The organism is Hallella mizrahii, from assembly GCF_009695775.1.
Lineage (GTDB): Bacteria > Bacteroidota > Bacteroidia > Bacteroidales > Bacteroidaceae > Prevotella > Prevotella mizrahii.
In genome coordinates this window covers 207,877-234,065 of record NZ_VUNG01000001.1, presented here as the reverse complement: position 1 = coordinate 234,065, position 26,189 = coordinate 207,877, and the positions used below count along the sequence as shown (strand labels likewise).

Sequence of the window (26,189 nt, the reverse complement as noted above, 5' to 3'; positions counted from 1 at the left end):
AGAGTGTGAGACAATGTGAGTCTGTGACATCTCACATCGACATACCGCTTGTCGCCAGCCTCTTCTCATCATCGCTCATGTCCTCCCACCGCTTTCCGCGTCTCCGTCTGTCGTTGGGAGGCGGTGGGGTGGAGTATGAGATGACGGCGTCGGCGTTGAACACACGGAGCATGTTCTCCACATTCACTGTCGGCACATTGGGAGCCGGCATGCTGAAGGCCCTTCCCGGACTTCTGGCCGCTGCCGCCTTCATGCCCTTGTGCAACCCGGCGTGCAGTACAGCGAGTCTGCCGATGGTCAGTCTGCGGTCAACAGCACTTGCCTTGTACTCCCTTCCCGACTGTGCGGTGATGTAGTAGCCCTGTACCTCTCCCTTTGAGTTCAGCGCCAGACGCGTTCGGTAGCCAAGTGCGTTCAAGCCTTCAAGATACCGGTTGAAGTCGTAGAGGCGCATGTTGCCGAGAACAAAGCAGGCAGCCTGAAACACATCCTCCCTGTTCTCCCTGGAGCGTACAGCGGCGTCGGTGAGTCCGTACTCACGGCTGATCTTGTTGGCAGTAGCCGCGGCTTTCTTCCCGATCCAGGAGTCAGAGACCAGCTTGCCGTCAAGCAGCGTGCGGTTGACGAGGATATGCCAGTGTCTGAGACTGTCACTGTTGTCAGTATGCTCATGCTGATAAGCTATCCACTGCATCCCGGCATAATCATCCTCACTCAGTCCCATCTGTTCCGTCATCAAGTCGTGCATGAACAGCTTCACGAGCCATTCCGACTGGTTAGGAGCGGTGATCTTCTCACAGTCCTCCTCCGACAGTGTCACCACGATGTCGAGGAACGGGTTCCTGACCGGCGAGCGGATGCGCTGCACGTCGGTCATCTCCTCAACGATCTCCCGGCAGTTGTCACCATAGACGTTCTGACGCGCAGTCTCGGAGGCAACCTTCACGCCGTTGATAACTTTGTTCTCATCATACTCAGCCTTGGCCATGCCATAGCTGATGCTCTTAGCGGTTGCAATCATAAAGCGCAGTCTTTAGTTTGCTGATGACCTTCGCCAGCTCTTCCATGAGCAACTGATGGTTGCCGTACTTGAAGTAGTTGGCTATCCTCTGCAGGTCAGCCTTCACCTTACGGACTTCCTGCATCAGACTGATGTCTTCCTCGGAGAGACGGTACTTCGGCTTGAATCCCAGTACGACCTTCTTGCAGTACATGCTCATGGACATGCCGCAGTCGGCTGCAGTCTGCCTGATAGCCCTAAGTTCGTCCTCAGAACAGCTGAATGTGATACGAAAATACTTGCGTTTTTTCATGGTGTATGGTTTTACGTGTTTATAACTTTAGTGATGTTTTCCCAACTGTTCATTGCGACCATCGGGAGAAGGCTCCTCCGTCATTCGCAGCGAATGACACTTCTTGCCCTCCCAATCAGCGTCAGCATCCGATAGACTCCTTACACGCAGACCGCAGAGGTAATCGTTTACGTCGTTGTGTGGCAGCATCTTCTCCGAGCAAGATATGGCATTGATATCTTTCCTGACAATCCCGAAGGCATTCCGGCCTGCCTCGTCATTGTCAAAGTAGCAGCGCACATGCTTGTACGGTCTCAGAATGGGGATGACCTTGCCGGCTTGTGAGACGGAGTTCAAAATCACATAGTCACATTTGTGACGCGCTTCCGACTTCATCAGCGTAAGGAAGGAGAGGTAGTCGAAGAAGCCCTCAAAGACACAAACCGTCGTGTTGCCATCCTGCTTTCGCCTTGTGGATATGGCCTTGCAGGTGCATATCTTTGTGGACGGACTTCTAAGTTCCCATCCGCCTTTGTCATTCTCAAAGCCGATGGCGGAGTTCATGTGTCCATACAGTTGGTAGTCAACCTGCCGGCATTCCGCTTTCGCCACCTCAGGGTCAATACATCGTTTGGCGCAATAGTCGAGAAAATGGCTTCTGGTCAGCGGTGAGGCACGGATGTCTGTAAAGGGAGAGGGATGCTCACGCTCCAGCTGGGTATCTACGGGGCGATAGAACATTTCCTTATATTCCTTGTCACGCAGGATCTCTTTCGCCTTGTGGAAGTCCACATTCCAGAGTTTCCGCACGAGAGAAAAGATATCGCCGCCCTCACCGGTTCCATAGTCATACCATAGGTTTTTCTCTGTGTTGACGCTGAACGATGGCTTGGATTCATTGCGCATGGGCGAGAGGTAGAGCAGCTCCTTTCCGGTGCGATGACGTTTGACGGGCTTGAAGCCCTGGTTGTCGAGGTAGTAGGCGATGGATATCTGTCTGAGGATATCTGTGTCGTCGGGCTTGTATGTAGTATAGTTTTTCATGGTTAATAGCAGTTTTTTGTTGATTTGTAGACAATTGAATATAACTTTCTGTTTACAAGTATGTTACGTTGTCTACAATCGGATTGAACTTTGTAGCTGGTTGTAGCTTGACTGTCTACGCTGTCTACATCAGAAAGGTGCCTGACTTTCTTCTGTAGACAATCTAACATCTTGATGTTCAGTGATTTCCCCCGCATTGTCTACAAATCTACAGTTTTCGCTTATTTCATGCAGCAAGTCTCGCGTCACCGTGAAGTACCTGCCCTTGGCCGACTGTCCGGCATAGTTTCCGTAGATACCGGCACCGTAGGTGTATCTCACATAGGTACTTGGCATGGCATGAGGCTTCAAACGCCACAGATCCTTGAGCACGTGGCGGACAGACGCGTCATCAGCTTTGACGCCTTTGTCCGTGAGCATGAGCCGCAGGTCACCAGGAACGAAGGAAAAGCTCTCCTCACCTGTCGAGGAAAGGATGTCGTCGCAAAGGTCGTATATAGCCGCCTCCACCAGACTGCGTGAGTTCATCATGATGCGCTGTAAGGCAGGCGTGAAGAGAAGAGCCGGATCGAAGTACATGCGTCCCTTGTTTGAGACTGACATCTTTCGCTCGTGCAGCAGGTGATACATCAGATGCGGAATCTCCTTCTCTATCTTTGAGAGGAAGTCCACGTCGTCGCTTTCCAGCTTCGGCACCTCACGCACCCAGTAGCGTGTCTCGCCCGGATCGATGATGAGAGGCTTATCAACGTTGTTGCTGCAAAAGACAAACTTGGCAAAGAACTCCTGCTGCACCTTGTCCTTCCCCTTTGACTCTATCTTATAGAATCGCGCAGTACTCAGGTTCTTGATGCGCTCGGAATACTCACGCTTGCTGAGCAGGGCCTCGTCCACACAGATGAGCAGCATGCCTGCCCAGTCGGCGTTGAACTGGCTGCCGAAATCCTCATTGGTGTTGAAGGTCACATTGTCACCGAACCACAGATGAAGGAAGTGCATGAAAGTGGACTTGCCCGTGTTTCGCTCCCGCGAGACGAGTACGATGATGGGCAGTTTCTGCTGTGGCTGGAGGTAGAGCTGCTGCAGGTAGTCGTAGCCCAACACCTTCTGTTCCCCGAAGATGTGCTCCATGAGCCTGTCGATGTTTGGAAACTCGCCCGGCTCCGGCTTGAACCGCACCGGATGATAGAGGTTCCAGAATCTGCCGTCCACCACCTGCTGGGGATTGACATTGTCGGGAAAGATGATGAAGTCGTCGTAGCAGGGTGTCTCCTCGGCAAATTCCCTTCCGTGGTCCGCCTTGATGGTGCCGTACTTCCACTTGATGAGCAACTGGGCGATGGAGCCGTCGGTCATCGGCTTTTCCACAATCTTGTAGTAGTCGGTGCGCACACGGATATAGCGGTCGGTGCTGCCGCCTTCCGTGTTTCCTCCACCCGTGAAGTTCTGACTGTTTTGAAGTTTCTCACTCATGACGCCACCTCCTTTCCTTGTTTTTTGGCGTTTGCCGCCAGTTCGAGTGCCAGGTCAGCATCCACGACGATCTTACGCCCCACCTGCGTGATGGCATCATCGATGACGCCACTCTTCTTGATGCGGTTGGCGGTGGGGATGCTGCAGCCGAAGGTGTCGGCGATACCCTTGATGCCGTACACCAGTCGGCGTGGTTTCGCTGCCCCCTCATCCGAGGAAGCCTTGTTAGCTTGCTTGTTGAGCAGTGGCAGGTTAGTAACAAGGAAAGCGAGCTGCTCTCCGGTCATCATGCAGACGGGTGTCTGCAATAAAGTCTCGAAAGTAAATACATGTTTCATGTGGTAGTAATAAGATTAAATTTCGCTGCAAAGGTAACAGGCTTTTCCGGGCTTTTTGGTACAATGAAAAGCACTTTAATTTTTTGTACCAAAAAATAGAATGTCATTGAGCCTCTGTACAGTTTATACAGCAACAAAAAAAGCAATGGAGTCTCTGTGAGTCCATTGCTTTTCCCTTTATGTATTATGGTATATTGCAGCTATAAGGAATCGTCGATATTGCAGTTGAGGAATACCTCCTTCCATTCCTCAATGATCTTCTTAGCTTTCTTCATGCTGTTCTTTTTCTCCTTCAGCATGCCGGGCATACTGCTGATTTCACTGTAGCGTCTCTGTGCTTTCTGATAGGTGTATTCTTTTCCGAACCGCTTGTTGACAGCTTCAACAAAGGTGGAGAAGGGGTAATGTCTCTTCATGCTGCTGGTCCTTTCAAGTGCTATGAGCAGATAGGCCATGGCAATGGACTCGTCATACTCTTTTGTGAACTGTCCTATCGCCAGCATGATTTCTCCGTGTGTGTTGTCTTTCAGCGTGTCTTCCAATGACACCAACGCTTTCTTCTGTCCGTGGTTATCCTCGGCATAGCGCAGAGCGTTAGCCACCTCTTTCCACAAATCATCACTGTCTGTTTCATCCATCACTTCCCTCCATGAGCTTTTGTCATGAATGCCCATGGCAGTAGAGGCAGAGACAAAATGGCCGATGATCCCACTGAATATCCCGAGTCCCGGGTATCCTGCCTCGCCGGTCAGCAGAATGGACGGCAGCAGCTTTGCCACTTTCTGCAGTCCCCTGTCTTTGAATATATAGTAGTAGGCGAAGATGGCTGTCTCGTCTTTTTCTTCACGGACGATCGTCCGCAGATTCTCGAACATGGTCGGGACGTTTACGCCCAAGACTACGTAAAGGAACATGATGCAATTGTTCATGGCCGTCATGTATTCCTTTAGTTCCGCCTCTGTCTCAAACATAAAGGACAATGTATCGATAAATGATTGCCGCATCATCGGCGGAATGCTGTTTTTCAGCTTCTCGTATTCCTCTATATCCAGATACAGCCCATCGAACGGTTCCTCTTTCTTGTCGGTAAGCGATATGTCCCCGTTAAAGTTGACCGCAATGGTTCTACGGTTGACAACACACTCCTGGATAAGGTTGTCATACTTCTTGGCATCGAATGTGTCTTCAAGTTCATTTCCGATGCCATCACCGAAGAAGACGCGGAAGGCAGTTTCAAGCATCGTTTTGCAATCTTGTGGAAGGCATCTCGACATCAAAGCACACAGCTTCTCCATTCCCGGTGCGCCCCCTTCCAAAGAAGTGCCCTCAATCTCCTTTACGAAAGCGGTATACCTTTTCTTTTTCCCTGTCATCTCAGCATTCACAAACGCAATGGCTTCATCTCTCCTTTGTCTGATGACTTCTCTTTCATTTTTATCCATGTCCAATCAATTGCTTCATACTAAAAAAGTCGGCTCTTTTTAGGGTCGGCTCTATTCTTATCGTTTACAAAAATAGGAATTTAGTTTCAATTTTACAATATAACGCAATAATAACTTATTGTCTATTAGGATATTTTAGAATTCCTATGTGGTCTGTTAAGACCTCTATGTGATCTGTAAGTGGTCTGAGGGAAATTCATCGATTTGAGAGAGCATTGAGACACGCAGCAAAGCAAAACATCTTTTTTCTCATTGGCTTCAAAAAAACCTTTCTTATTATTTTGCATTTTCAATATTTCTTCATAAATTTGCCAATGTTAACCACGTCCGAAACCTTATCGGCTGATGCAGGGTGTGGCAGTCCGTCGAACGCAGAGTGCGTCCCTTGTGGTCGTCTGCCAAAGCAGAAGGCCGTAGAGGGTGGGGAAGAGTTGCTCATGAGGAGCGGCTTGACTGTGGGTAACATATATATGATTAAGGCGTTTACTTGACGCTTTGTTCTTGACACTTCGAAATCTAGCAAGTTTCAAATCAGTCAAAGAACATGGCAGCGGTAGATGTCCATGGGTGTGTAATCACCAGCCGGAGGTATACCTTATTATATTATGTTATATATAAGGTATGCCAAAGGTGCGATATACATACAGGCGTGGGCTTCTGCGTTGCTCGTTCTGACAGTAATGGGCAATACCAGAGCCTCGAAGTGTGGAACGAGTGACAAGGGTTCCACGCTTTTTTCATGTGCCTAAAAGATAACCTATGGACACGTTGTCTAATGTGTACATCCGAGAAGGCGGCAATCTCCTTTCCGGTGCGCGGCTTACCCCTCGCACGTTCCCCAGTCAGTACAAGAATGGGGTGTCGGTGGAGAACGCCCCACATGAACTTGGTGACACACGACAACAGGAGCAGATAAAGCAATGGTTCGTCCTGCGTGTGGCTTACCATCACGAACAGGCAGCTAAGGACTGGCTGGAAGATTTGGGCTTTGACACTTACCTTGCCATGCATGATGCTGAGAAGGAGATGAACGGCAAGAAAAAGCGAGTGCGTGAACCGCTTATCCCCAATCTGCTCTTTGCCCATGCAACCAAGGGAGAGATGGGCTTTGCGCTCGCTGCACCTGGCAACGCCTACCTCAGCTACTACTACGACCACTTCCGCACCAATGCCGACGGCAAGAACCCACCGCTCATCGTCCCCGATAAGCAGATGGATAATTTCATCCATTTGACGAGCATCGACAACGACCACATTCTCTTCGTCGACCGCTCCCAGTGCCATTTCAAAAGTGGCGACCATGTCGTTGTCACCGATGGCGACTTTCGAGGCATTGAGGGCCGTGTAGCCCGCGTCTCCCGCCAGCAACGTGTCGTCGTCGAACTTGACGGAATAGGCTGCATCACCACCGCGTATATACCCAAAGCGTTTATCAGAATGAAAACAATTGAGTTTTAATACATTTAAATAATTATGGATAGTACAAACTATAAGAAGATTCTCTCGCTCATTGGCTTCTTACTATTTGGTGCTGTTAGCTGTTGGGCTACAGCCGAGTCGCTTCACCTTTTGTTGGCAACATGGCCCATATTTTTCTGCTATGCCATAGCCATAGGTTTCTTCATCATAGCATCTATAGGCTTCAAGATGATGCTCGATAGCTTCAACCAAGATGTGTACATGGAGAATCGGGGCACGCATCTTGTGCTTGGTACAGTATTGGTTATTGTGTTTTGGCTCTTTTGCAGTATGCCAACAAATACCCACACTTTCTTCTATCGTAACCTCATCAATGATCGAGTAAGCAATGAGATAACAACAACACAAGGCTATCTCGCTCAAATAAAAGATGGAACTGTAACAGAAGATAAGATCAACGCAAAAGTCACGGACTTTAGAAACCAAGTGAACGTAAAGTTAGGACAACTTGAAGCAGAAATTCGCAATGAAGCTAATCCTGGAAACGGACCCCGTGCCAAAGCCATTCTTAATGAGTTTGCTTCCTTGTTGGATGTCCCAGAGATTAAGCCATTGTCTTTTAAGGGCACTTCTCAGCAAGAGCGGGAAATACTTTGTCGTGAGTATCGCAAGATGATTTATACGCTTCGCGATGCCAAAGAAAAAAATATCATTAATGAGATGACACCTGCCAACGACAATTATAAAAAGATGGCAGAACGGGACTATAAGAATCTTGACATAGTCAAGGAAAACATCAGCAATGATAATATCGATGTGAATGATGCAGAAGATATTAAGATGGTGTGCGATAAAATTAATCAAGGCTATAGTACTATCAAGATGTACAGCCAATTTGTTAATTTCAAAAATAACGAAGACAAAGAGTCGTATACAGCGAGCAATCCCCAGACAAAAGTGTCGCGATTGCTTAGTGTCTATGATGTTTGGGTCGATTTCTTGAAAGGAAGACAAGGCGGTTTGTCGTTTGTGTTCTGGATTCTCATCTCAATACTTGTTGACCTCGCTGCTTTCATCTTCTTTGACATGGCTTTCAAGAAAACAGAATAATCACTTCATAAAAACATATACTATGCCAGTAGAAATAAACAGCTCGACACCGAGCAATGCTCAGTCCTCTTCTCCTAATGGAGATCGATTGGAAAATGGACAGAGAATTCCTGCGACGGGTGGAGTAGATAATCTCGCTCCATCTACATCCACCCATTCTCCTATGGAGAATACTTCTTCTTCATCCAATTCTTCGACCGACCCCAATGCTATCACCGTTACAATAGCTGACCACGATACTCCTATTGTCATTCTCTACGGTCCTCCTGCGTGTGGAAAGACCATGACTCTTGTCAGACTTGCACGTTATCTCAAGGATAAAGGTTATCAGATAGTGCCAGACAAAAGTTTTCGCGATTCACAGGATGGTGGGTATAAAAATCTCTGTGATGGGTTTGACTACATTATCTCTTCTAATGATGCAGCTAAAAGTACGTCTATTATTAGTTTCATGTTGGTCAAGGTGTTGACTGCAAATGGCCATCCGCTTTGTCAAATTTTGGAGGCTCCTGGGGAGCACTATTTCGCCCCTGGTAATATCGGGGTGCCTTACCCTCCTTATGTCCAAAGAATCATGCGCAGCAATAACCGAAAGGTGTGGGCGGTGATGCTGGAACCCAACTGGGAGAATGATGAGATTAGACGCAATTATGTGGATAATATCAAAAAACTCAGCAAGAGTCTTGGAAGCAAAGGGAAAGTCCTGTTTGTATATAACAAGGTGGACTTGGCAAATGCAGAAACAACTTCAGACACCATAAAGGAAGTCGCAGATCTCTTCCCGGGTATCTTTGAGCCATTTAAGAATTTGAATCCAATTACAAGATTTTGGAAGACTTACAACTGTGACTTGGTGCGCTTCTGTACGGGCGGCTATAATCAGAAAGTCGATGGAGGTACTACCTACACACCGAGTGATGATGCATACCCGGAAGCCTTGTGGAAGAAACTAATGAAAATGATTAGAGGATAGATTATGAGTTTTCAAGTAATAGTCATTTTTCACGGAGTTCCTGCTGGCCTTAAGTTGTGTGGAAATGTGGACGAGCAGGATAAGGCTTATTTGCAAACATTCTACAATCAAGGAGAGTGGGACGTGCCGGAATTCATGAAAGTAGAGCGTGTAGCAAATAAAATGTTCTACACTTTCGTCAAATGTAACAATGTAAGTGCCCATGACGGGCGTGATGGTTCTTATCTTGGCATCACGCTGCGGATGAATTACTACTATGGGGACATTCAGAACATTTACTCGATACTGAAAGGCGTATATAAAAAGTTATGTGTAGGGACTCTTGTCTCTGACAATGGTAAGCTGATTAAGTATCTTGTGTCGGACTTCAAGGATGTTGGCGATAAGTTAGAAGATTACAACAAGAGAATTATTGATACAATTGGCACGTTCACATCAGGCAGTGATTTGCAGGCTATTGATCAAGTCAGCGGCGGGAAAGGCTTTAAATGTGTCAATCTTATGGAATGCACGGAGTCCGTTGCTAAGAGAATCCTTGTTAATTCTGACTCATTAAAGGTTTCAACCTACTATGCATCTGATGCAGAGATGCTCTTGCAAAGTAAATATGAAAACAAACTAAAACAAGCACAACAGCAGTATTCGCAAGAATTACAAAAGGCTGAATGTCAGTATAATGAGCGGGTTGTCGAATTGAGACGGCAATCGGAACAGAAAGAAAGAGAACTGCATGTAGGTACTAAGAGCCTCAAGGAAGAGCTTGGCCGTTTACAAAAGGACAAAGATAGAATGCAAAAGGAAATTGAATCAGTAAATGTGAAACTGAGTCAAGAAAAGGCAGAAAAACAGCGTATCTTGAAGTCTTTGAAAGACATGCTCAATAGCAGTGATTACACTATGTCGATTTCTGATAAGGATAAAACTAAATTAACAGAAGCGAAGAACCATTCTAATCACAAATTTGCCTTAGGTAGAGTTTTGCTTTTATTGGTGATAATCTTATTATTGATTGTAACTAACGCTCTGATGTGGAGACAAAGTGCACAGTTAGGTAAAGATCTGACTGCTGTGAACACACGGCTGGATTCTTTGGATGCTTCTTTTCAGGGTGGGCAAGCTGCAGAGCAATCGCAAGCTGATTCAGAGTTCGATCCTAATCATTGGAGAATAGACATAAAAGGAAAAGGAATAAGTGGCAGCTTGAAGAAAGGCAAGGAATATGATATTACAATAAAGCCTGAATCGACAAACAACTCTACAAGTGATATCCCGGAAGGCGATTGGTGCTCTGATCAAGATGTTAAGTTTTCAAAAACCGTCAATGGGAAAGCTAAGTTATCTATTCCAAGAAACTTTACAAAGAAAAAGTTGACGATTGCGTATGTAGTTAATGGTAAGTTCAAATCGTGTCCAGTGACAGTAAATAATTAGCATGAACAGAATTTTACTATTGGTACTATGCTGTTGTGTTCTCATCTTATTTTCTTGCGAAAGCAAGAAAAAAAAGAATATTGTTTTCTACGACACAGATATTTCTGATACTACAGCCACGAAAGTAGAGCCTCCTTCTGTTCAAGATGTCTATGACAGCATAGAAGTGGAATATGCAAAAGACGAAAATACAATAGCAGTGCCATTTACAGAGCAAGGGGGTGTGAAGTTAGTTGATGTTACCGTTAACGATGAGTTTACTGTACCCATGATTTTGGACAGTGGGTGCTCTACGACACTTATTTCCATTGCGGAGGCCCGTTATCTTTATGAGAAAGGGTGCTTCTCACAAGAAGACTTTTTGGGTGTTGCGCAATCACAAATAGCTGATGGAAGAATCGTTGAGAATATGGTCATCAATCTTCGTCAACTTGTCATTGGAAATAAGATAGTCTGTTACAATGTTAAGGCAACTGTCTCAAATAACGCTCAGGCTCCCTTGCTATTGGGCAACGAAGTCCTAGACCGTGCACCATCCTATTCTGTGGACAATGTGAACAAGCAGGTCGTGTTTAAACTGAATTGACAATGAATATTTCTACGTATGTCTTTGGAAAATTCGAGAGGGGGTATCGTCAATTCCCTGACGATTATACAAAATCTATTTTCCAGACTTTTAAAGATAACGGTAAAGCAAGAACTCAGATAGCCATGCATCGAAATGGCGATCTGATGTATTATGGCTATATTCGATTGCTTGACGGTAACAACTATATTGGTCTTTGTGTTGTCATTAATGGTTACTATATCACAGACTTAAGTAAATTGTTCGACGTCTTCCAAAATGTCATTGAGATGATGGTGCGTGAAGGTTATCTCATTCATTTCAATGATCAGGGAGAAATAGTGGCTTCTGCAACAAGTCTTGTTGAGGATAAAGAGGCTCTTGATGAGATAAAGCAATCATTATCCAGTCAATTTGAAAATCTAGGCAATAAGATCTTGCCAGCTGTCAGCTATGAAAAGTCATCAAATTCTTTCAAGAGTTTTAGCATACAAGATACTTTGGAAGATGTCGTTCGCTCAAGTTTTTCGGAGGGTTATACGCTTCTGTATAAATCATCAGGCTACGAAACCTACTCTATTCTTAGCTATAAGGGCGTTGTCAACAAGCTAAATGAGCAAATAAAAAGTTTGGAGGCAGAAAAGAAAAGTCTCTCTATCAATTTGAACAAGCAGAAACGCAAGCAGAAGAATACAAAATGGGTGAGTATCCTTTCAATTATAGCAGTAGTGTTCGGCTTTATTATCTGGAATAAGGTCTTGTATCCAGATGAAGTTACAAAGTATGATGCAGGAGAGTTCTTGTATTATGGTCCGATGGAAGATGGAAAGCCAAATGGGACTGGAGTTGCCATTTATCCTAAAAATGATAAGGATAAGCGCCTTTATTATTATGGCAATTTTACGTCTGGGAAAAGGGTGGATAGTAACGCAATAATGTTTTATCGAGATGGCTCTTATTTCCGAGGTTCAATGGATGATGATCATTGGAACAAGGGAACATTCTATGATGTAGGAGGTGACTATTTTGAAGGAATATTTAAGAATAACATTCCATTTGAAGGTAAATGGTATAAACATGTTTTTGCTCAAAGTCTGACAGGTGATGAATAGAACACATTTTATGTTGTTGCGTATTGGCTGGTTGGCACTGTTACTTATTGCTACTCTGTCGTTGCATGCACAGCCAAAACCAAAGCGAGACAAATCTAAAGACAGGGTTGCTGTTGTGCCACAGAATCTACCCAAGAGAATATCAATTACGCAAACAGAGGCACAAGCTAAACCATCATCGTCTACACGGAATACAAAAACAAGAAAGGAAGTTTCTTCAAGAAAGAAGGCACATCATTCAAAGATAAGAAAATCTAATGTAGGGAGAAAGCGTTATAGGAAGAATATAAGAAATGCCACTTATTTAACGGTTGACTATTCTGACTCGCCTGTTCGGTCGGTGACATGCAATTCTGGCAATATTGAGCTGAGTGTTAATACAGATGGCTCTCAATGGTTTGTTCGTAACGTTGGCTCCTGGTATAGAGTTTATAGAGATTGGGAGAAAAATACAATAAGCATTTTTTATGATAGTAATTCGTCTCATGATACAAGGGAAGATTGGTTCGATGTTTATAGTGGCAACGTAACAGTGCGTGTTCGCATTGTTCAAGAAGGCTTACCGATGACAGCATCCGCTAATATACAGAATGTTACACTTACGCATGATTCATATTATGAGTCTCAGAGAAGCCTCAAAGCTGATGTTAGTTTTTCTATAAAAGGAGCTAAAGGACAAAAATGCGTTGTGGTGGCTTTAGTAAAAAATGAGAATGGCTATTATTTAAATACTCCCAATGAATTCAATAAATATGATAAATTGATGATAATATCACCGCAGTCTGTAATTCCGTCTTCGAACTCAGAGTCCTATTATAGGATGTCTGTTTATATTCCAAATAATGCAATTCAAATACACAAAAAGAGAAAGACTACGTTTTATCTAGAATTAAAAGTATTCTCTTTTGGGACAAAAGAATTTATTTCGGATTCTTATTTGACTGGATTTATGGCTAGGAAGAAAAGAAATAATGTTGAGACATTTAACTTATAGTATTCATAAAGTATATTTATTTTGAATTATCATATCTATGTCATGATGTCTTTTTTGAATAAGGCAATATATCATTCCTTGGTTATTGTTAGTATGTTCCTATTTTATTCGTGTACGATGTGTACATCTAATAATAATGATGAAGAACAAAGTCAGGAGCAACCGCTAAATCGAAAACCATCCCAAGACTCTATTAATCAAGAGGCTGAAAAAGCTCGGCAACTTATTGAGGAGGCTAATAGCGAAGGATATGAAGCTGGATATCAAAACGGAAAAGAAGACGCGCTCAATCGCGCAAGTAAATACTACAGGTATGAAGGTTGTGACAAGTTCTCAGGTCCCGCATACGATACATACAAGAGAAGTTACGAAAACGGCTATGATGAAGGTTATAAAGCTGGACTTGAAGAGCTTAACCAGCAAGAATCTAATAATATAAGGTTACAACAGCAACAACAAGAAGAGGATCAATATCAACTTGAAATACAGCAGCAAAAGCAGAGAGAGGCAGATGATTGGTATTATAGAGAAGAACTGGATAATGCTTACAAAGTTGGCTATAGCAAGGGTGTGATGTTTGGCAAATATGACGCAATGAACAATCTTTCATATGGTTCGAATTGCAAAGGAAGCTATGGTGATGAAACTGACCAGCGTATCATTAATGCTCATGCCAAAGGATTAGTAGAAGGCTATAAGCATGGCTATTACTCTATCCTGCCTAGTTATTAATGCTAATTTATACTATTGACTTTTTGCCTTTAGTGCCTTTAGTATTTAGGAAAGTCATAACATTGAATTTTTTCAATTCATTCATATATATATGGAAGCCTTATTACCTATATTAGGGGCCATTTTGATGTTTTGGTTCCTTTCACGACTGAATCATAGTGGCGATGACAGTCCCCGGGCTAATTCCCGTAATAACGATGCGGTATCATCTGAACCTAACAATGGACAACGTTCGTCTGCTCTTTTGAAAGATTTAGAGGCCTCAAAGAAGGCTATAGATACGACATGCGTTGAAGCCAATGAGCTGAACGAAAAAGAACAAGAAGAGAAATCATCAGAAGTAGAAGGGGAGGCTGAAGAATTCGCTCGTTCTGTTGATAGGAATTTTCTAATGTCATTCTTGCGAGGGGAGGCGGAATACCGTCATCAGCCAAGACGGATGGAGAGGTTCGCTTTTGGAGAAAAAATCAGGTTAGGAGATGTCGTTAATTTCCTCGTGGGATCTGATTTGTCTAAAAACCTCACAGGATTGTCAATATGCCGTACTAACATCATTGGGAGTATTGACGAAACTCGTTTTGTCAAAGGCAATAATGAGATATGCAACTATGACCTTTTGTCGTCTGTTACATATTTAAATAATGAGGGGGAACTATTGCCATTGACAGGTGAGAATGTGACCCTTAGCCTAACTCGCAACGATGGCTTGCCGATTGTTCTTTTTGTCCGCAATCATCAGATGACACCGGATGTACTTTATTTGCGTGTCTATAGCATGGTGGGCAGGACCAATGCTAATGATGATAAGCATACTTGGCAGAGCAGAAATCTTGCCGCACTGGATTCAACATTGTTGTGTTGTCGCGCCAGTTCAAATAATTTAGAAGATTGGTGGCGATTCTATCAAGCCATGGAGAATAGAACTATTGACAATATACAGCATGGTAAGCCATTGAAAGGCTTGCAGTATGCTGTTTGTGAAGGTATGTTTGGTCGAGTAACAACGAGTGACTATATTGATTGCGGCAATGCGCTGTGTAGACAGTCAAAATATTATGACGCACAGAGACAATACGAACGGGCAATACATGCCTTGGATAACCCTTCAGAGAACTTTAAGCATGGAGACTCCTACGGTGCCATTAATTTTAGAATGGTACCTTGCCTTGTATCTACTCACGACAAACCACGAGCCTTCCATTTTATGGATATCGCTTATTTTTTCAATTCTACAATCCTATTCGATTACATAGTGGTATCTGCCGATCTCGCAGATTATCGGACCATGCCTTTACTGGAGCAACACAGAGATGAGTTGGAAGAGTGCGAAGCTAAAATCATAGAGTGTACTTATCAGGCTTCTTTGACTAAGCTTCGAAAGGTTTTAACGGAAGACGCCTCGTTTCTAACTCTTGGATTCATTCTCCATCATTTATTGCGGGTAAACTCTTACAATATTGTATCTATGTGTGTATGTTGTAATGGCAATGACGGATACACTTACGATGTCGTATATGATCGTGATAAACTATGGAGATATAAATTTCAGAACTTGCTGCATGACGGCAATACCGTGGTACTTAGATATTCAAGGGCTTGCTACCAATGTGGTGATATGGATGACGATAAATCAGATCACTGCCACGATAATTCAATCATCATTCAAGTAAATGCGATAGAAGATTCCGATTTGTTCCGCATAGATGTTGCTGTTCCGGGCTTTCAGAATGACCCTAACATAATATCGGACAGTTATGGAAAGTTCTCAGACTATAAATCTTTCGTTATTTCCTCTAAGCCGCATGAGTATGATTTCTCCAAGTCAGCTGAAGAGATAATGACTGAGGTGGGTAGCCTTTATAATAAGGAAATGACTCATGCTGTGGAGTCAATGTTGGGCTTGTATCATGTTTACCTTTCGTTACTCGTTGATTTTGACACTCTCTCTGAAGACAGGAAATTCATGTGTCTGGATGCCGCGGCAAAGATAGGCTCTTGTTATATGGAGCTTAATTTGCCGGAGGTCGCCAATTACTTCCTTGATGTTGGTTATGAGTCTTGTAATTTGAACAACATGATGGAATACATCAATTGTCTTGTCGAAACAAAGGATGCGAGGGCCATGTCTATTGTTGATAAACAACTCATAATGCAGATCGATGCGCCAGATCAAATAAAGAGCGCATGGCGTGCATTCCTGAAGCGACGGAAGGCATATATACTTATTGACTGGGGACAGGTTGCTGAGGCTAAAGAATTTTTGTCGACTTTGTTGGATGACCCGTTGTGCAAGGACTATGCAAAACGTGAGCTCAGTTGGCTATCCATGAAGGAAAAGAATCAATAAGTAAGTTCTCGTTGACATCTTCCACAATGCGCTCGATGTGTCTATTCGCCGGAAGTTGTTTATGCATGATGCCGGAGTAAGACATTATATGTTTGTAGACCGTTTGGCGGGAAAGGCATACAGCAAGGGCAACTATGATGGCATTGACGTGTCGAGACATCAGGGTGCTATCAAATGGAGGGAGGTGGCTAAGGACAAGAAGATAAAGTTCGTCTACATACGTGCTACTATGGGTAAGTCGCATCCTGATGACTTTTATCGCCGTAATGTGAAATTGGCAAGACAGGCGGGGCTGAAGGTGGGCTCCTATCACTTCCAGACATCCAAATCCAGTGTTACCGAACAATTTCGTGATTTCCTCTCGAAAGCCAAACCCGATGAGCAGGACCTGATACGACGTTTTATGTTGAAATCGCCAACAAAGAGTCGCTTTGCGATTTTATTGAGGCCGTTGCCGATTATGGTTTCATCGATGCGATTTGTCTTACGGGCGCAGATGGTACAGAACCCGTCTACCGTGAAATAGCTGGAACCCTTCACGGAAAGGGTAGAAACGCTGAAGAGCAAGAGCAATCTGCTCGTGTTCAGAAAGAAGTAGATGTGGCGAGCACCATGCGAACACATCTGCACGGTCGGAGTGGAAAACGTGTGCCTATCCATCTATGCGGTCCTTACTACACTATAATGTAATCCTTGAGCGTCTCTGATATTTCACAATCTGAAAGAGAAATGGTGAAGTAACTGTGATATTAAGCTGTGTATCAAGAACGTTTCTGAGGGTATGCGTGTTCGCAAAGTGTTCGTTTTTGAGCATGAAAAAAGGAGTTACTTTGTCGTAACTCCTTGATTTTCAGTGTAGCGGGGGTGGGCCACGATCCCACGACCTCCGGATTATGAATCCGACGCTCTAACCAGCTGAGCTATCCCGCCATCATTTTCAGCAAAAAGAGAAAACACTTATTAAAGGGTGATTTCTGAATTGCGAGTGCAAAGGTACACATTTGTTTTTGAACCTCCAAATATTTTGGCTACTTTTTGTTTCAACATTCGCTTTTCTGACTTTTTTGCATTAACTTTGCAGTCGATAGCCAGGGGCGCTTATATAATAATAGGAGTATATCCCCAGAGTGTGTCCCTAATTAGCGAAAGACCTCGGGGATGCTTATATAATAATAGGAGTATATCCCTGGTGAGAAAAAGGAAAAATGAATTTTCGGATAAAGAAACTCGACATATTCATAGCCCGTCAGTTTGGGCTGCTCTTCGCCGGAACGTTTTTCATCTGCCAGTTTGTGCTGATGATGCAGTTCCTGTGGCGCTATATCGATGACTTGATAGGCAAGGGTATCTCGTTGGACATCATGGCCCAATTTTTTTGGTACATGGCTCTGATGATGGTTCCACAAGCTCTTCCTTTGGCTATTTTGCTGAGTTCATTGATCACTTTTGGTAATTTGGGTGAAAGTTCTGAGCTGACAGCTATCAAGGCAGCTGGTATCTCTTTGATGCAGAGCTTTCGGTCGCTGATAGTCATCACTTCTTTGATCTGTGTCACCTCTTTTGTGTTTCAGAACAATATCGGTCCTACAGCGAATATGAAGTTGGCCCAGCTTTTCCTGTCAATGAAGCAGAAAAGCCCTGAACTTGAAATACCCGAAGGGGTCTTCTATGATGGAATACCCAATTGCAACATCTATGTACAGAAGAAGAATTTGAAGACGGGAAAGCTCTATGGCATCATGGTCTATCGTATGACGGCGAGCTATGAGGACGCAGCCATTATCCTGGCTGACTCCGGTATGATCCAGTCCACGGCAGAGAAAAAGCACTTGCTGCTCAGTTTGTGGAGTGGTGAGTGGTTTGAAAATATGCAATCACAGGAGTTGGCGGGAAGTGCCTCTGTGCCTTACCGCCGTGAGAGTTTTATCTCCAAGCGTATCTATTTGGATTTTGATGCAGATTTCAGTCTGACCGATGCCTCGTCGCTATCCGGCAATGCCCGTGGAAAGAGTCTGAAAGAGATTGTCAACTCCATCGACTCTCTTAATGAGACCTATGACAGCATAGGACGCGTGTCTTATAATCAAGCACGTACCTTCTATTTTGCCAACGTTCGTCTTTCCAAGAAGGATTCTTTGATGGCAGTGAAGCGTGGAATGTCTAAATCGTTTGATATCGACAAGGTCTTCGATAAGACGCCGGCTGAGCAAAAGCGAACAGCAGTATCGTCGGCGTTGAGCAAAGTGCAATCGGCGGTCAATGACTTGGATTTCAGGAGCATGATGACGAATAATAATGAGCGAATGGTGCGAGAACATCAGATCGAGGCGCAGAATAAGTTCATGTTGGCTTTGCAGTGCTTGCTGTTCTTCTTCATCGGTGCTCCTCTGGGTGCTATCATCCGCAAGGGTGGTTTGGGCGTACCGGTCATCGTGTCTGTATTGGTCTTTATCGTGTTCTATATCATCGACAACTCGAGTTATCAGATGGCTCGAAAAGGTATGTGGGCCGTATGGATGGGCCGTACGTTGGCACCGGTTGTGATGACACCATTAGCGGTGTTCATTACTTATAAGGCTTGCAACGATTCTATGGTATTCAATGCCGATGCTTGGCGGGACATGTTCCGTCGTTTGTTAGGCTTGAGGGCAAAGCGGAGTATCCAGGGAAAGGAAGTGATCATCAATGAGCCGAACTATGCAGAGGACCATGACAAACTCCTTATTATTAATAAGGATGTGGTTGCTTACTCCAAGGCCCATAAACTCGTGGCTCCACCAAATGTCATCAAGGTGTTCTTTAAGTATCGTCCTGATCATGAGATAGAACGAGTGAATGAAGAACTCGAAGCAGTTATCAATGACTTGGCCAACACCCGTGACCCTTATGTCTTGCAGCAGATCAATCAATACCCAATATTGACGTTGAAGGCGCATACGCGCCCGTTTGAGCGTAAGTGGTTGAACATCCTCTCGGCACTTATCATTCCCCTGGGCATGTTCTTCTATTTCCGCATGTGGCGTTTCCGTCTGCGCCTCTTACGGGATTTGAAGCAGATACGTTATACCGACACAAACATTATCAATCATATAGAGAGAAAGCAGAGACTGGCAGCCGAGCTGGCTCATCGGTCAGAGTCCGAGCCCCAAGTTTCTGTGGATGAATAAGTAACAAATAAAGGAATCATAACATGGCAGACTTCAAACTTAGCAGCATCGAAGATGCAGTGAATGACTTTAAGGAAGGTAAATTCGTCATTGTCGTAGATGACGAAGACCGTGAGAATGAGGGCGACCTGATTATAGCAGCAGAAAAGATCACTCCTGAGAAGGTGAATTTTATGCTCAAGAATGCGCGAGGCGTACTTTGTGCGCCGATCACCTTGTCGCGTGCCGATGAGTTAGACTTGCCCCATCAGGTGGAAGAGAATACTTCAATGTTGGGCACGCCTTTCACGATCACGGTGGATAAGTTGGAGGGTTGCACTACGGGCGTATCTGCTCATGATCGAGCTGCCACAATACTTGCTTTAGCAGATCCCGCTTCCACCCCTCAGACTTTTGGCCGTCCTGGTCATATCAATCCTCTTTATGCCCAAGACAACGGCGTGCTACGTCGTTCCGGTCATACCGAAGCCGCAGTGGATCTTTGCAAGTTGGCCGGATTGTATCCTGCTGGCGCGTTGATGGAGATTATGAATGACGACGGCACCATGGCCCGTATGCCTCAGTTGCAGGAGAAAGCCAAGGAGTGGGGACTTCGCATCATTACGATCAAGGACCTCATTGCCTACCGTCTTCGCAAGGAATCGAGTATAGAAGTCGGTGAGGAGGTGGATTTGCCGACCATCTACGGTCATTTTCGTCTGATTCCATTTCGTCAGACCAGCAACGGCCTTGAGCATATGGCACTCATCAAGGGAGAATGGGAGGACGATGAGCCCATCCTTGTCCGTGTCCACTCATCGTGTGCCACCGGTGACATTCTTGGCAGTATGCGTTGTGATTGTGGCGAACAGCTCCACAAGTCCATGCAGATGATAGAGAAAGAAGGCAAAGGCGTGGTCATCTATATGCAGCAAGAGGGTAGGGGTATCGGCCTGATGAACAAGATTGCAGCTTATAAACTTCAGGAGCAGGGTATGGACACTGTTGATGCCAATGTCCATCTTGGCTTCAAACCCGACGAGCGCGATTATGGCTGTGGAGCTCAGATGCTCCGTCATCTCCACGTCCACAAGATGCGGCTGATGACCAATAATCCCACCAAGCGCGTCGGTTTGGAAGCATACGGCTTGGAGATCGTAGAGAATGTACCCATCGAAGTGACACCCAACCGTTACGACATTAAGTATCTGAGAACCAAGCGTGATCGTATGGGACATCAGTTGCACATTAAATAATGTGTAGATAATACTATTGTAACATTATTATTTCAATTTGAAAATAAAAAGCGTGTTTCTTTCGTTATAACGAATAAAATGCTTACTTTTGCAAATGAAATCATATTAAAGAAATCACTATGGCACAATTATCAGACCGTCTGAATCGATTGGCACCTTCTGCCACGTTGGCTATGTCTCAGAAAAGCAATGAGATGAAGGCTCAGGGCATCGACGTTATCAACATGAGCGTGGGTGAACCGGACTTCAATACTCCGGAGCATATCAAGGATGCCGGTAAGAAGGCTATCGATGACAACTACTCCAAATATTCTCCGGTGCCGGGTTATCTGGCTCTGAGAAACGCTATCTCTGACAAGCTCGACAAGGAGAATCATCTCCAGTACAATAATAAGGAGATCATTGTTGGTACGGGTGGCAAGCAAGGTGTCTGCAATTCGATCTTGGCTTTGGTCAATCCAGGCGACGAAGTCATCATCCCAGCACCATACTGGGTCAGCTATCCCCAAATGGTGAAGTTGGCAGGAGGTACACCGGTAATCATTCGTGCCAGCTTCGAGCAGAACTTCCGTATTACGGCCAAGCAGTTGGAGGAGGCGATCACTCCTAAGACCAAGATGCTCATACTCTGTTCCCCCAGCAACCCGACCGGTAGTGTTTACTCTCAGGAAGAGCTCAACGAACTGGCAAAGGTCGTCTTGTCTCATGAAGATCTGTTTGTTCTCTCCGACGAGATCTATGAACACATTAATTATATAGGCAAGAGTGCCAGCATTGCCTCTTATCCCGGCATGAAGGAGCGCACCATCATCTGCAACGGTGTTAGCAAGGCATATGCTATGACCGGCTGGCGTCTGGGCTGGGTCGCAGCTCCCGAGTGGATTGTCAAGGGCATCAACAAGTTGCAGGGTCAGTACACCAGCGGCACTTGCGATGTCAGTCAGATGGCAGCGCTCGCAGCTTACCAGAGCAGTCAGGAGTGTGTCGAGGAAATGCGTAAGGCATTTGAGAAGCGTCGCGATCTTATCGTCGCTCTGGCTCGTGAGATACCGGGACTGGAAGTCAACGTTCCCGAGGGCGCGTTCTACCTCTTCCCCAAGTGCTCCAGCTTCTTTGGTAAGAGCGATGGCAAGACCGTTATCAGCAACTCCACAGATTTTGCCATGTATCTCCTTCAAGAAGGTCATGTCGCCACAGTCGGAGGTGATGCGTTTGGCGATCCCGACTGCTTCCGCATGAGCTATGCCACAAGCGACGACAATATCAAGGAAGCCATGCGCAGGATAAAAGAAGTAACCGCCCGCTTGAAATAAAAATTTGTTAAACAACAAGAAAAACTCACGTAGTCAAGCATAAATTGCTATCTTTGCGTGTGGATTCTGCTGTAAAGGCGGAACAAAGCGCAAATGCGTGGCTTTTGTGCGGCGAGAAATAGACAAATAACAACTTAAATTTACTATAAACCAAAAAATTATTCAAAATTATGGCAACATCACAAAAGGTGGCAGCTCCAGCAGCTGCAAAGAAGTCTCAGGGCTTCACTGGTATCAGAGGTGCGTTCTGGATCATTGTATTGTGCTTCATCGCAGCTCTTTGCATCTTCAATCTCGTTCTTGGTAACGGCGACAACTTCCAGGGTGGCGACAACGCAAATGCTCCTGTCAACATCCTCGGTACTATCTTCAAGGGTGGTTATGTGGTGCCTGTGATCCACACACTGTTGCTCACCGTTCTCTGCCTCACAGTAGAGCGCTGGTTGGCTTTGAAGACCGCTTTCGGTAAGAAGAACCTTACCAAGTTCGTGGCTAACATCAAGGCAGCCCTGAAGGCAAACGACTTCGACAAGGCTGAAAAGCTCTGCAACGAGATGCGCGGTTCTGTTGCAAACGTTGTTCTTGCTTCTCTTCACGCTTACAAGGATATGGAGAGCGGTGCTAACGCAACACTGAAGAAGAGCCAGAAGGTTGCTAAGATCCAGCAGGCTCACGAGGAGGCTACTCAGCTTGAAATGCCTACTCTGCAGATGAACCTCCCGATCATCGCAACGATCGTTACACTGGGTACCCTTACCGGACTGCTTGGTACTGTGACCGGTATGATCCGTTCATTCCAGGCTCTGGCTGCCGGTGGTGGTGGTGACTCTCTCGCCCTGTCAACTGGTATTTCTGAGGCCCTTGTGAACACGGCCTTCGGTATCGCAACTTCTTGGTGCGCTGTTATTTCTTATAACTTCTTCACCAACAAGATCGATAAGCTGACATACGCACTCGACGAAGTAGGTTACACAATCGCTCAGACATACGAAGCTAACCACACAGACGAGGCTTAATTTTACTAACCCTTTAAAATTTTATCATTATGGGTAAAGTAAAAATAGCTAAGAAAGACGTCTGGATAGACATGACACCTATGTCTGACGTGATGGTCCTTCTGCTTACCTTCTTCATGTTGACGTCTACGTTCGTGAAGCAGGAGCCCGTGAAGGTCAACACGCCTGGCTCAGTGTCTGAAATCAAAGTTCCAGAGAAGAACGTCCTGAATATCTTGGTCAGCAATGACGGTAAGATATTCATGAGCATGGACAAGACGACCGATGTCCAGACCACTCTTGAGGATGTGGCCGGTCAGTTTGGCTTGTCGCTCTCACCCGCTGAGGAGAAGAAGTTCCTCAACGATCCTATGTGGGGCGTTCCAATGAATGACCTGAAGGGCTACTTGGCCCTGCCGAAGACAGAAATGCCTGTTGCCATCAAAAAGTATGGTATTCCTACAGACTCTGTTCCCGGCAAGACAGGTGATGCCGCTATGAGCGAATTCCAGATTTGGGTAAAGGCAGCCAAGAACACCAACCCTGATGCCAAGATCGCTATCAAGGCTGACGAGAAGACTCCTTACCGCATCGTGAAGAAGATCATGAGCGAGCTTCAGGACATGAACGAGAACCGTTACTACCTGATTACTCAATATAAGAAACAGGAGGACTAATAAATGGCAAAGCAAGGAAAAAGCAAGCAAAAGAAGATGAATGTCCGTGTGGACTTCACTCCTATGGTTGACATGATGATGCTTCTTATTACGTTCTTCATGCTTTGTACCTCTCTGGCTAAACCCCAGACGATGGAATTGAGTATGCCGAGTAACGATAAGAACATTCAAGATCAGGACAAGAGTGTCACAAAGGCATCGTATACCATTACGATCTATTGTGCCGCTGACAATCAGATCTATTATGTGGCTGGTCAGGTAAAGCCTGAGGATCCCACTTGCCTGAAGAAGACAACATGGGGCACCAAAGGTATCCGCTCAGTGCTGTACAATCACGTTACGGAGGATGGAACCTATCCTGTTCAGGACGTGATGAAGGCAAAGGTGGCTCTTGACAAGCAGCGCCAAGATATGGAAAGCAAAGGAAAGAAGATGCCTGACAGCATCTACGACCAGAAGCTTGCCCAGATCAAAGCCGGTATCCTTCCTGATAAGCGGATCAGTACCATGACCGTGATTATCAAGGCTACCGATGACTCTAATTACAAGAATCTGGTAGACGCTCTCGATGAGATGCAGATCTGCAGCATTGGTAAGTATGTGATCGATAAGCTTAATCCTCAGGACATTGAACTTCTGAAGAAGAACAATGTGAAGTTTTAAGCACATTCAGTAACGATTAAAAAGTGAAAAAATGGCAAATATTGATTTAACAACCAATGGTTGGGTCGATCTTATCTTTGAGGGAAGAAACCATGAATACGGAGCCTACAAGCTTCGTAAGGGTACTCCCAAGAGAAACGTCTACTCAATCATTGTGATTGCGGTGCTGGCCGCCCTTTTGGTTGGTGTTTATGTGGCCAAGTCTGCTTACGACAAGTATCAGGCTGCCCATGCCAAGAATGAGGCCGTCACCGAGCTTTCCGCTCTCAATCAGCCCAAGCAGAAGAAGGCTGAAGTGAAGCGTAAGGAAATAGTAGAGCCTGAGAAGAAAGAGGTTGTCAAGGAGGTTAAGTCTTCTATCAAGTTCACGGCACCTGTCATCAAGAAAGATAACGAGGTGAAGCCCGAGGAGGAGATGAAGACACAGGCCGAGTTGATGCAGACCAACACTGCTATCGGTGCTCTTGACGTGAAAGGTAACAGCGACAATGGTGAGATTCTGAAAGTCACACAGCGTGTGGCCGATGAGCCTGTCAAGCCTGCTGAGGAAAAGCCTGAAGTAGAGAACAAGGTCTTCGAGGTTGTGGAGCAGATGCCTTCCTTCCCTGGTGGTCCTTCTGCTTTGATGAAGTACCTCAGCGAAAACATCAAGTATCCTGTCGTAGCTCAGGAGAATGGTGTTCAGGGTCGTGTCGTCGTTTCTTTCGTTGTTGAGCGCGACGGTTCTATCACTGACGTGAAGGTAGCGCGTTCCGTAGACCCCTCTCTTGACCGCGAGGCCATGCGCGTGGTTCGTTCTATGCCGCACTGGATTCCTGGTAAGCAGAACGGTTCTGCTGTTCGTGTGAAGTATAACGTACCTGTATCTTTCAGATTGCAGTAAAAGTTTATATGAAGAAAATAACATCTTACTTTTTTGTAGGATTAGCACTTTCTGTCTGTCTTCTCTCTGCTTGCGGCAACAGCAAGAAGGGAAAAGACGGGCGGACAGATACTTACTCATCAGGGACGATCAGTTTCGTCTCTGATGAGAGTTTTAGTCCCATTATCGAAGACGAGCGCTTCGTCTTTGAGCATGATTATCCTCAAGCCAAGGTAAAGCCCATCTACACCAACGAGAGCGATGCCATCAATCGCGTACTCAGTGGCAAGTCTTGGCTGGCATTCACGGCGCGCAATTTCACTCCCTCCGAGTTAAAGAGCTTGCAGGCTCAGAACTATCGTCCTGTAGCTATCAAGTTGGCATATGATGCTTTGGCCTTCATCTGCCACAAGGATTGCCGTGATACCTTGCTTTCAGTTCAGAACATCCGTGATATCATGAACGGCAAGGCAACGAAGTGGAGTGACATCTTCAAGGATGGCTCCCACGAGCCTATCACTGTCGTATTTGACAATCCCAAGTCAAGTACCGTTCATTATGTAGAAGATTCCATACTTGGCGGTCATGCCATTCTCAACAAGAACGTGGCAGCAGTGAAGAAGACCGCCGATGTGATCAAATATGTTGAGCAACATCGTGACGCTATTGGCATTATTGGTAACAACTGGCTCAACGACAAAGGCGACAGTACTAATCTTACGTTCAACCGCAACATCCGTGTGATGAGCGTGAGTCTGATCCATCCCGCTACTCCCACGAGTGGTCGCAAACCCTATCAATACTATATCTATAGTGGTGAGTATCCATTGGTGCGGACTATCTATGCTTTGCTTAATGATCCCCGTCAGGGCTTGCCATGGGGATTCGCACATTTCATCGAGGGTCCGAAGGGTCAGCGCATTGTCATGCGTGCCGGTTTGCTTCCGGTTCTTGGCAATATCAATGTAAGAGATGTTAATGTTAATCAATAACAGAAACATTTCA

At 45.2% G+C, this 26,189-nt stretch carries 24 protein-coding genes and 1 tRNA gene; 18 read left to right on the top strand and 7 right to left on the bottom strand.

Features of this window, described 5'->3' with window-relative positions; all coding sequences use genetic code 11:
- Positions 1-31: 31 nt before the first annotated feature.
- The 6 genes from FYJ73_RS00905 to FYJ73_RS00880 form a co-directional block, all read right to left on the bottom strand.
- The gene (locus FYJ73_RS00905; protein ID WP_154532681.1) at positions 32-1,021 is read right to left on the bottom strand and encodes a relaxase/mobilization nuclease domain-containing protein; all 990 of its coding nucleotides are present in this window, start codon (positions 1,019-1,021) and stop codon (positions 32-34) included.
- Positions 1,005-1,313, bottom strand: a complete 309-nt coding sequence (mbpA, locus tag FYJ73_RS00900) for a mobilization protein MbpA (protein WP_154532679.1) — start codon at positions 1,311-1,313, stop codon at positions 1,005-1,007. The genes FYJ73_RS00905 and mbpA overlap by 17 nt, the downstream gene beginning before the upstream one ends.
- 27 nt (positions 1,314-1,340) lie before the next feature.
- On the bottom strand, positions 1,341-2,336 hold the full coding sequence (locus FYJ73_RS00895; protein WP_154532677.1) for a toprim domain-containing protein: 996 nt from the start codon (positions 2,334-2,336) through the stop codon (positions 1,341-1,343).
- A 129-nt stretch (positions 2,337-2,465) separates the two neighbouring features.
- Positions 2,466-3,692, bottom strand: coding sequence for a primase-helicase family protein (locus FYJ73_RS00890; protein ID WP_419471119.1), 1,227 nt, complete (start codon positions 3,690-3,692; stop codon positions 2,466-2,468).
- Between the two features lie 113 nt (positions 3,693-3,805).
- Entirely contained in the window at positions 3,806-4,147 is a 342-nt protein-coding gene (locus FYJ73_RS00885) for a DUF3853 family protein (protein WP_154532675.1), read from the bottom strand.
- A gap of 200 nt (positions 4,148-4,347) precedes the next feature.
- Positions 4,348-5,589 (bottom strand): DUF6043 family protein, encoded by a 1,242-nt coding sequence (locus tag FYJ73_RS00880; protein ID WP_154532673.1) that lies wholly within the window; start codon positions 5,587-5,589, stop codon positions 4,348-4,350.
- Between the two features lie 759 nt (positions 5,590-6,348).
- Here FYJ73_RS00880 and FYJ73_RS00875 point away from each other — a divergent pair.
- The 10 genes from FYJ73_RS00875 (at position 6,349) to FYJ73_RS00830 (ending at position 16,798) form a co-directional block, all read left to right on the top strand.
- Positions 6,349-7,047: a UpxY family transcription antiterminator gene (locus tag FYJ73_RS00875; protein WP_154532671.1), complete on the top strand. Its 699-nt coding sequence runs from the start codon at positions 6,349-6,351 to the stop codon at positions 7,045-7,047.
- A gap of 15 nt (positions 7,048-7,062) precedes the next feature.
- Positions 7,063-8,118, top strand: coding sequence for a hypothetical protein (locus FYJ73_RS00870; protein ID WP_154532669.1), 1,056 nt, complete (start codon positions 7,063-7,065; stop codon positions 8,116-8,118).
- 22 nt (positions 8,119-8,140) lie between these two features.
- On the top strand, positions 8,141-9,091 hold the full coding sequence (locus FYJ73_RS00865) for a hypothetical protein (protein WP_154532667.1): 951 nt from the start codon (positions 8,141-8,143) through the stop codon (positions 9,089-9,091).
- A 3-nt stretch (positions 9,092-9,094) separates the two neighbouring features.
- Positions 9,095-10,522, top strand: a complete 1,428-nt coding sequence (locus FYJ73_RS00860; protein WP_154532665.1) for an intermediate filament family protein — start codon at positions 9,095-9,097, stop codon at positions 10,520-10,522.
- Position 10,523: 1 nt separating this feature from the next.
- Positions 10,524-11,108, top strand: coding sequence for a retropepsin-like aspartic protease (locus tag FYJ73_RS00855; RefSeq protein WP_154532663.1), 585 nt, complete (start codon positions 10,524-10,526; stop codon positions 11,106-11,108).
- A gap of 2 nt (positions 11,109-11,110) precedes the next feature.
- Positions 11,111-12,199: an MORN repeat-containing protein gene (locus tag FYJ73_RS00850; protein ID WP_154532661.1), complete on the top strand. Its 1,089-nt coding sequence runs from the start codon at positions 11,111-11,113 to the stop codon at positions 12,197-12,199.
- Positions 12,192-13,193, top strand: coding sequence for a BACON domain-containing protein (locus FYJ73_RS00845; RefSeq protein ID WP_154532659.1), 1,002 nt, complete (start codon positions 12,192-12,194; stop codon positions 13,191-13,193). Before FYJ73_RS00850 ends, FYJ73_RS00845 begins: the two co-directional genes overlap by 8 nt.
- Before the next feature lie 21 nt (positions 13,194-13,214).
- A complete protein-coding gene (locus FYJ73_RS00840; RefSeq protein WP_206081655.1) occupies positions 13,215-13,925 on the top strand; it encodes a hypothetical protein in 711 nt (236 codons plus the stop codon).
- A gap of 91 nt (positions 13,926-14,016) precedes the next feature.
- Complete coding sequence (locus FYJ73_RS00835) at positions 14,017-16,272, top strand: hypothetical protein (RefSeq protein ID WP_154532655.1); 2,256 nt, start codon at positions 14,017-14,019, stop codon at positions 16,270-16,272.
- 88 nt (positions 16,273-16,360) lie between these two features.
- Positions 16,361-16,798, top strand: coding sequence for a glycoside hydrolase family 25 protein (locus tag FYJ73_RS00830; RefSeq protein WP_206081654.1), 438 nt, complete (start codon positions 16,361-16,363; stop codon positions 16,796-16,798).
- Between the two features lie 330 nt (positions 16,799-17,128).
- On the opposite strand, the gene FYJ73_RS00825 is transcribed toward FYJ73_RS00830, so the two are convergent.
- Positions 17,129-17,202, bottom strand: a tRNA-Met gene (locus tag FYJ73_RS00825).
- A 275-nt stretch (positions 17,203-17,477) separates the two neighbouring features.
- On the opposite strand from FYJ73_RS00825, the gene FYJ73_RS00820 reads away from it, so the two are divergent.
- From FYJ73_RS00820 to FYJ73_RS00785, 8 genes are all read left to right on the top strand, one after another.
- On the top strand, positions 17,478-19,439 hold the full coding sequence (locus FYJ73_RS00820; RefSeq protein ID WP_154532651.1) for an LptF/LptG family permease: 1,962 nt from the start codon (positions 17,478-17,480) through the stop codon (positions 19,437-19,439).
- A 23-nt stretch (positions 19,440-19,462) separates the two neighbouring features.
- Positions 19,463-20,674, top strand: coding sequence for a bifunctional 3,4-dihydroxy-2-butanone-4-phosphate synthase/GTP cyclohydrolase II (locus tag FYJ73_RS00815; RefSeq protein WP_154532649.1), 1,212 nt, complete (start codon positions 19,463-19,465; stop codon positions 20,672-20,674).
- A 119-nt stretch (positions 20,675-20,793) separates the two neighbouring features.
- On the top strand, positions 20,794-21,987 hold the full coding sequence (locus FYJ73_RS00810) for a pyridoxal phosphate-dependent aminotransferase (protein ID WP_154532647.1): 1,194 nt from the start codon (positions 20,794-20,796) through the stop codon (positions 21,985-21,987).
- Between the two features lie 170 nt (positions 21,988-22,157).
- On the top strand, positions 22,158-23,003 hold the full coding sequence (locus FYJ73_RS00805; RefSeq protein WP_154532645.1) for a MotA/TolQ/ExbB proton channel family protein: 846 nt from the start codon (positions 22,158-22,160) through the stop codon (positions 23,001-23,003).
- Between the two features lie 29 nt (positions 23,004-23,032).
- Positions 23,033-23,659, top strand: a complete 627-nt coding sequence (locus tag FYJ73_RS00800) for an ExbD/TolR family protein (protein ID WP_154532643.1) — start codon at positions 23,033-23,035, stop codon at positions 23,657-23,659.
- 3 nt (positions 23,660-23,662) lie between these two features.
- Entirely contained in the window at positions 23,663-24,322 is a 660-nt protein-coding gene (locus FYJ73_RS00795) for an ExbD/TolR family protein (RefSeq protein ID WP_154532641.1), read from the top strand.
- A 31-nt stretch (positions 24,323-24,353) separates the two neighbouring features.
- A complete protein-coding gene (locus FYJ73_RS00790) occupies positions 24,354-25,205 on the top strand; it encodes an energy transducer TonB (protein WP_154532639.1) in 852 nt (283 codons plus the stop codon).
- Between the two features lie 8 nt (positions 25,206-25,213).
- Positions 25,214-26,176, top strand: coding sequence for a PstS family phosphate ABC transporter substrate-binding protein (locus FYJ73_RS00785; protein WP_154532637.1), 963 nt, complete (start codon positions 25,214-25,216; stop codon positions 26,174-26,176).
- The last annotated feature ends 13 nt before the right edge of the window (positions 26,177-26,189 follow it).

Excerpts from the sequence above, each read along its gene's own strand:
- FYJ73_RS00905 (WP_154532681.1), bottom strand. The coding sequence starts at position 1,021 with ATGATTGCAACCGCTAAGAGCATCAGCTATGGCATGGCCAAGGCTGAG.
- mbpA (WP_154532679.1), bottom strand. The coding sequence starts at position 1,313 with ATGAAAAAACGCAAGTATTTTCGTATCACATTCAGCTGTTCTGAGGAC.
- FYJ73_RS00895 (WP_154532677.1), bottom strand. The coding sequence starts at position 2,336 with ATGAAAAACTATACTACATACAAGCCCGACGACACAGATATCCTCAGA.
- FYJ73_RS00890 (WP_419471119.1), bottom strand. The coding sequence starts at position 3,692 with ATGACCGACGGCTCCATCGCCCAGTTGCTCATCAAGTGGAAGTACGGC.
- FYJ73_RS00885 (WP_154532675.1), bottom strand. The coding sequence starts at position 4,147 with ATGAAACATGTATTTACTTTCGAGACTTTATTGCAGACACCCGTCTGC.
- FYJ73_RS00880 (WP_154532673.1), bottom strand. The coding sequence starts at position 5,589 with ATGGATAAAAATGAAAGAGAAGTCATCAGACAAAGGAGAGATGAAGCC.
- FYJ73_RS00875 (WP_154532671.1), top strand. The coding sequence starts at position 6,349 with ATGGACACGTTGTCTAATGTGTACATCCGAGAAGGCGGCAATCTCCTT.
- FYJ73_RS00870 (WP_154532669.1), top strand. The coding sequence starts at position 7,063 with ATGGATAGTACAAACTATAAGAAGATTCTCTCGCTCATTGGCTTCTTA.
- FYJ73_RS00865 (WP_154532667.1), top strand. The coding sequence starts at position 8,141 with ATGCCAGTAGAAATAAACAGCTCGACACCGAGCAATGCTCAGTCCTCT.
- FYJ73_RS00860 (WP_154532665.1), top strand. The coding sequence starts at position 9,095 with ATGAGTTTTCAAGTAATAGTCATTTTTCACGGAGTTCCTGCTGGCCTT.
- FYJ73_RS00855 (WP_154532663.1), top strand. The coding sequence starts at position 10,524 with ATGAACAGAATTTTACTATTGGTACTATGCTGTTGTGTTCTCATCTTA.
- FYJ73_RS00850 (WP_154532661.1), top strand. The coding sequence starts at position 11,111 with ATGAATATTTCTACGTATGTCTTTGGAAAATTCGAGAGGGGGTATCGT.
- FYJ73_RS00845 (WP_154532659.1), top strand. The coding sequence starts at position 12,192 with ATGAATAGAACACATTTTATGTTGTTGCGTATTGGCTGGTTGGCACTG.
- FYJ73_RS00835 (WP_154532655.1), top strand. The coding sequence starts at position 14,017 with ATGGAAGCCTTATTACCTATATTAGGGGCCATTTTGATGTTTTGGTTC.
- FYJ73_RS00830 (WP_206081654.1), top strand. The coding sequence starts at position 16,361 with ATGTTTGTAGACCGTTTGGCGGGAAAGGCATACAGCAAGGGCAACTAT.
- FYJ73_RS00820 (WP_154532651.1), top strand. The coding sequence starts at position 17,478 with ATGAATTTTCGGATAAAGAAACTCGACATATTCATAGCCCGTCAGTTT.
- FYJ73_RS00815 (WP_154532649.1), top strand. The coding sequence starts at position 19,463 with ATGGCAGACTTCAAACTTAGCAGCATCGAAGATGCAGTGAATGACTTT.
- FYJ73_RS00810 (WP_154532647.1), top strand. The coding sequence starts at position 20,794 with ATGGCACAATTATCAGACCGTCTGAATCGATTGGCACCTTCTGCCACG.
- FYJ73_RS00805 (WP_154532645.1), top strand. The coding sequence starts at position 22,158 with ATGGCAACATCACAAAAGGTGGCAGCTCCAGCAGCTGCAAAGAAGTCT.
- FYJ73_RS00800 (WP_154532643.1), top strand. The coding sequence starts at position 23,033 with ATGGGTAAAGTAAAAATAGCTAAGAAAGACGTCTGGATAGACATGACA.
- FYJ73_RS00795 (WP_154532641.1), top strand. The coding sequence starts at position 23,663 with ATGGCAAAGCAAGGAAAAAGCAAGCAAAAGAAGATGAATGTCCGTGTG.
- FYJ73_RS00790 (WP_154532639.1), top strand. The coding sequence starts at position 24,354 with ATGGCAAATATTGATTTAACAACCAATGGTTGGGTCGATCTTATCTTT.
- FYJ73_RS00785 (WP_154532637.1), top strand. The coding sequence starts at position 25,214 with ATGAAGAAAATAACATCTTACTTTTTTGTAGGATTAGCACTTTCTGTC.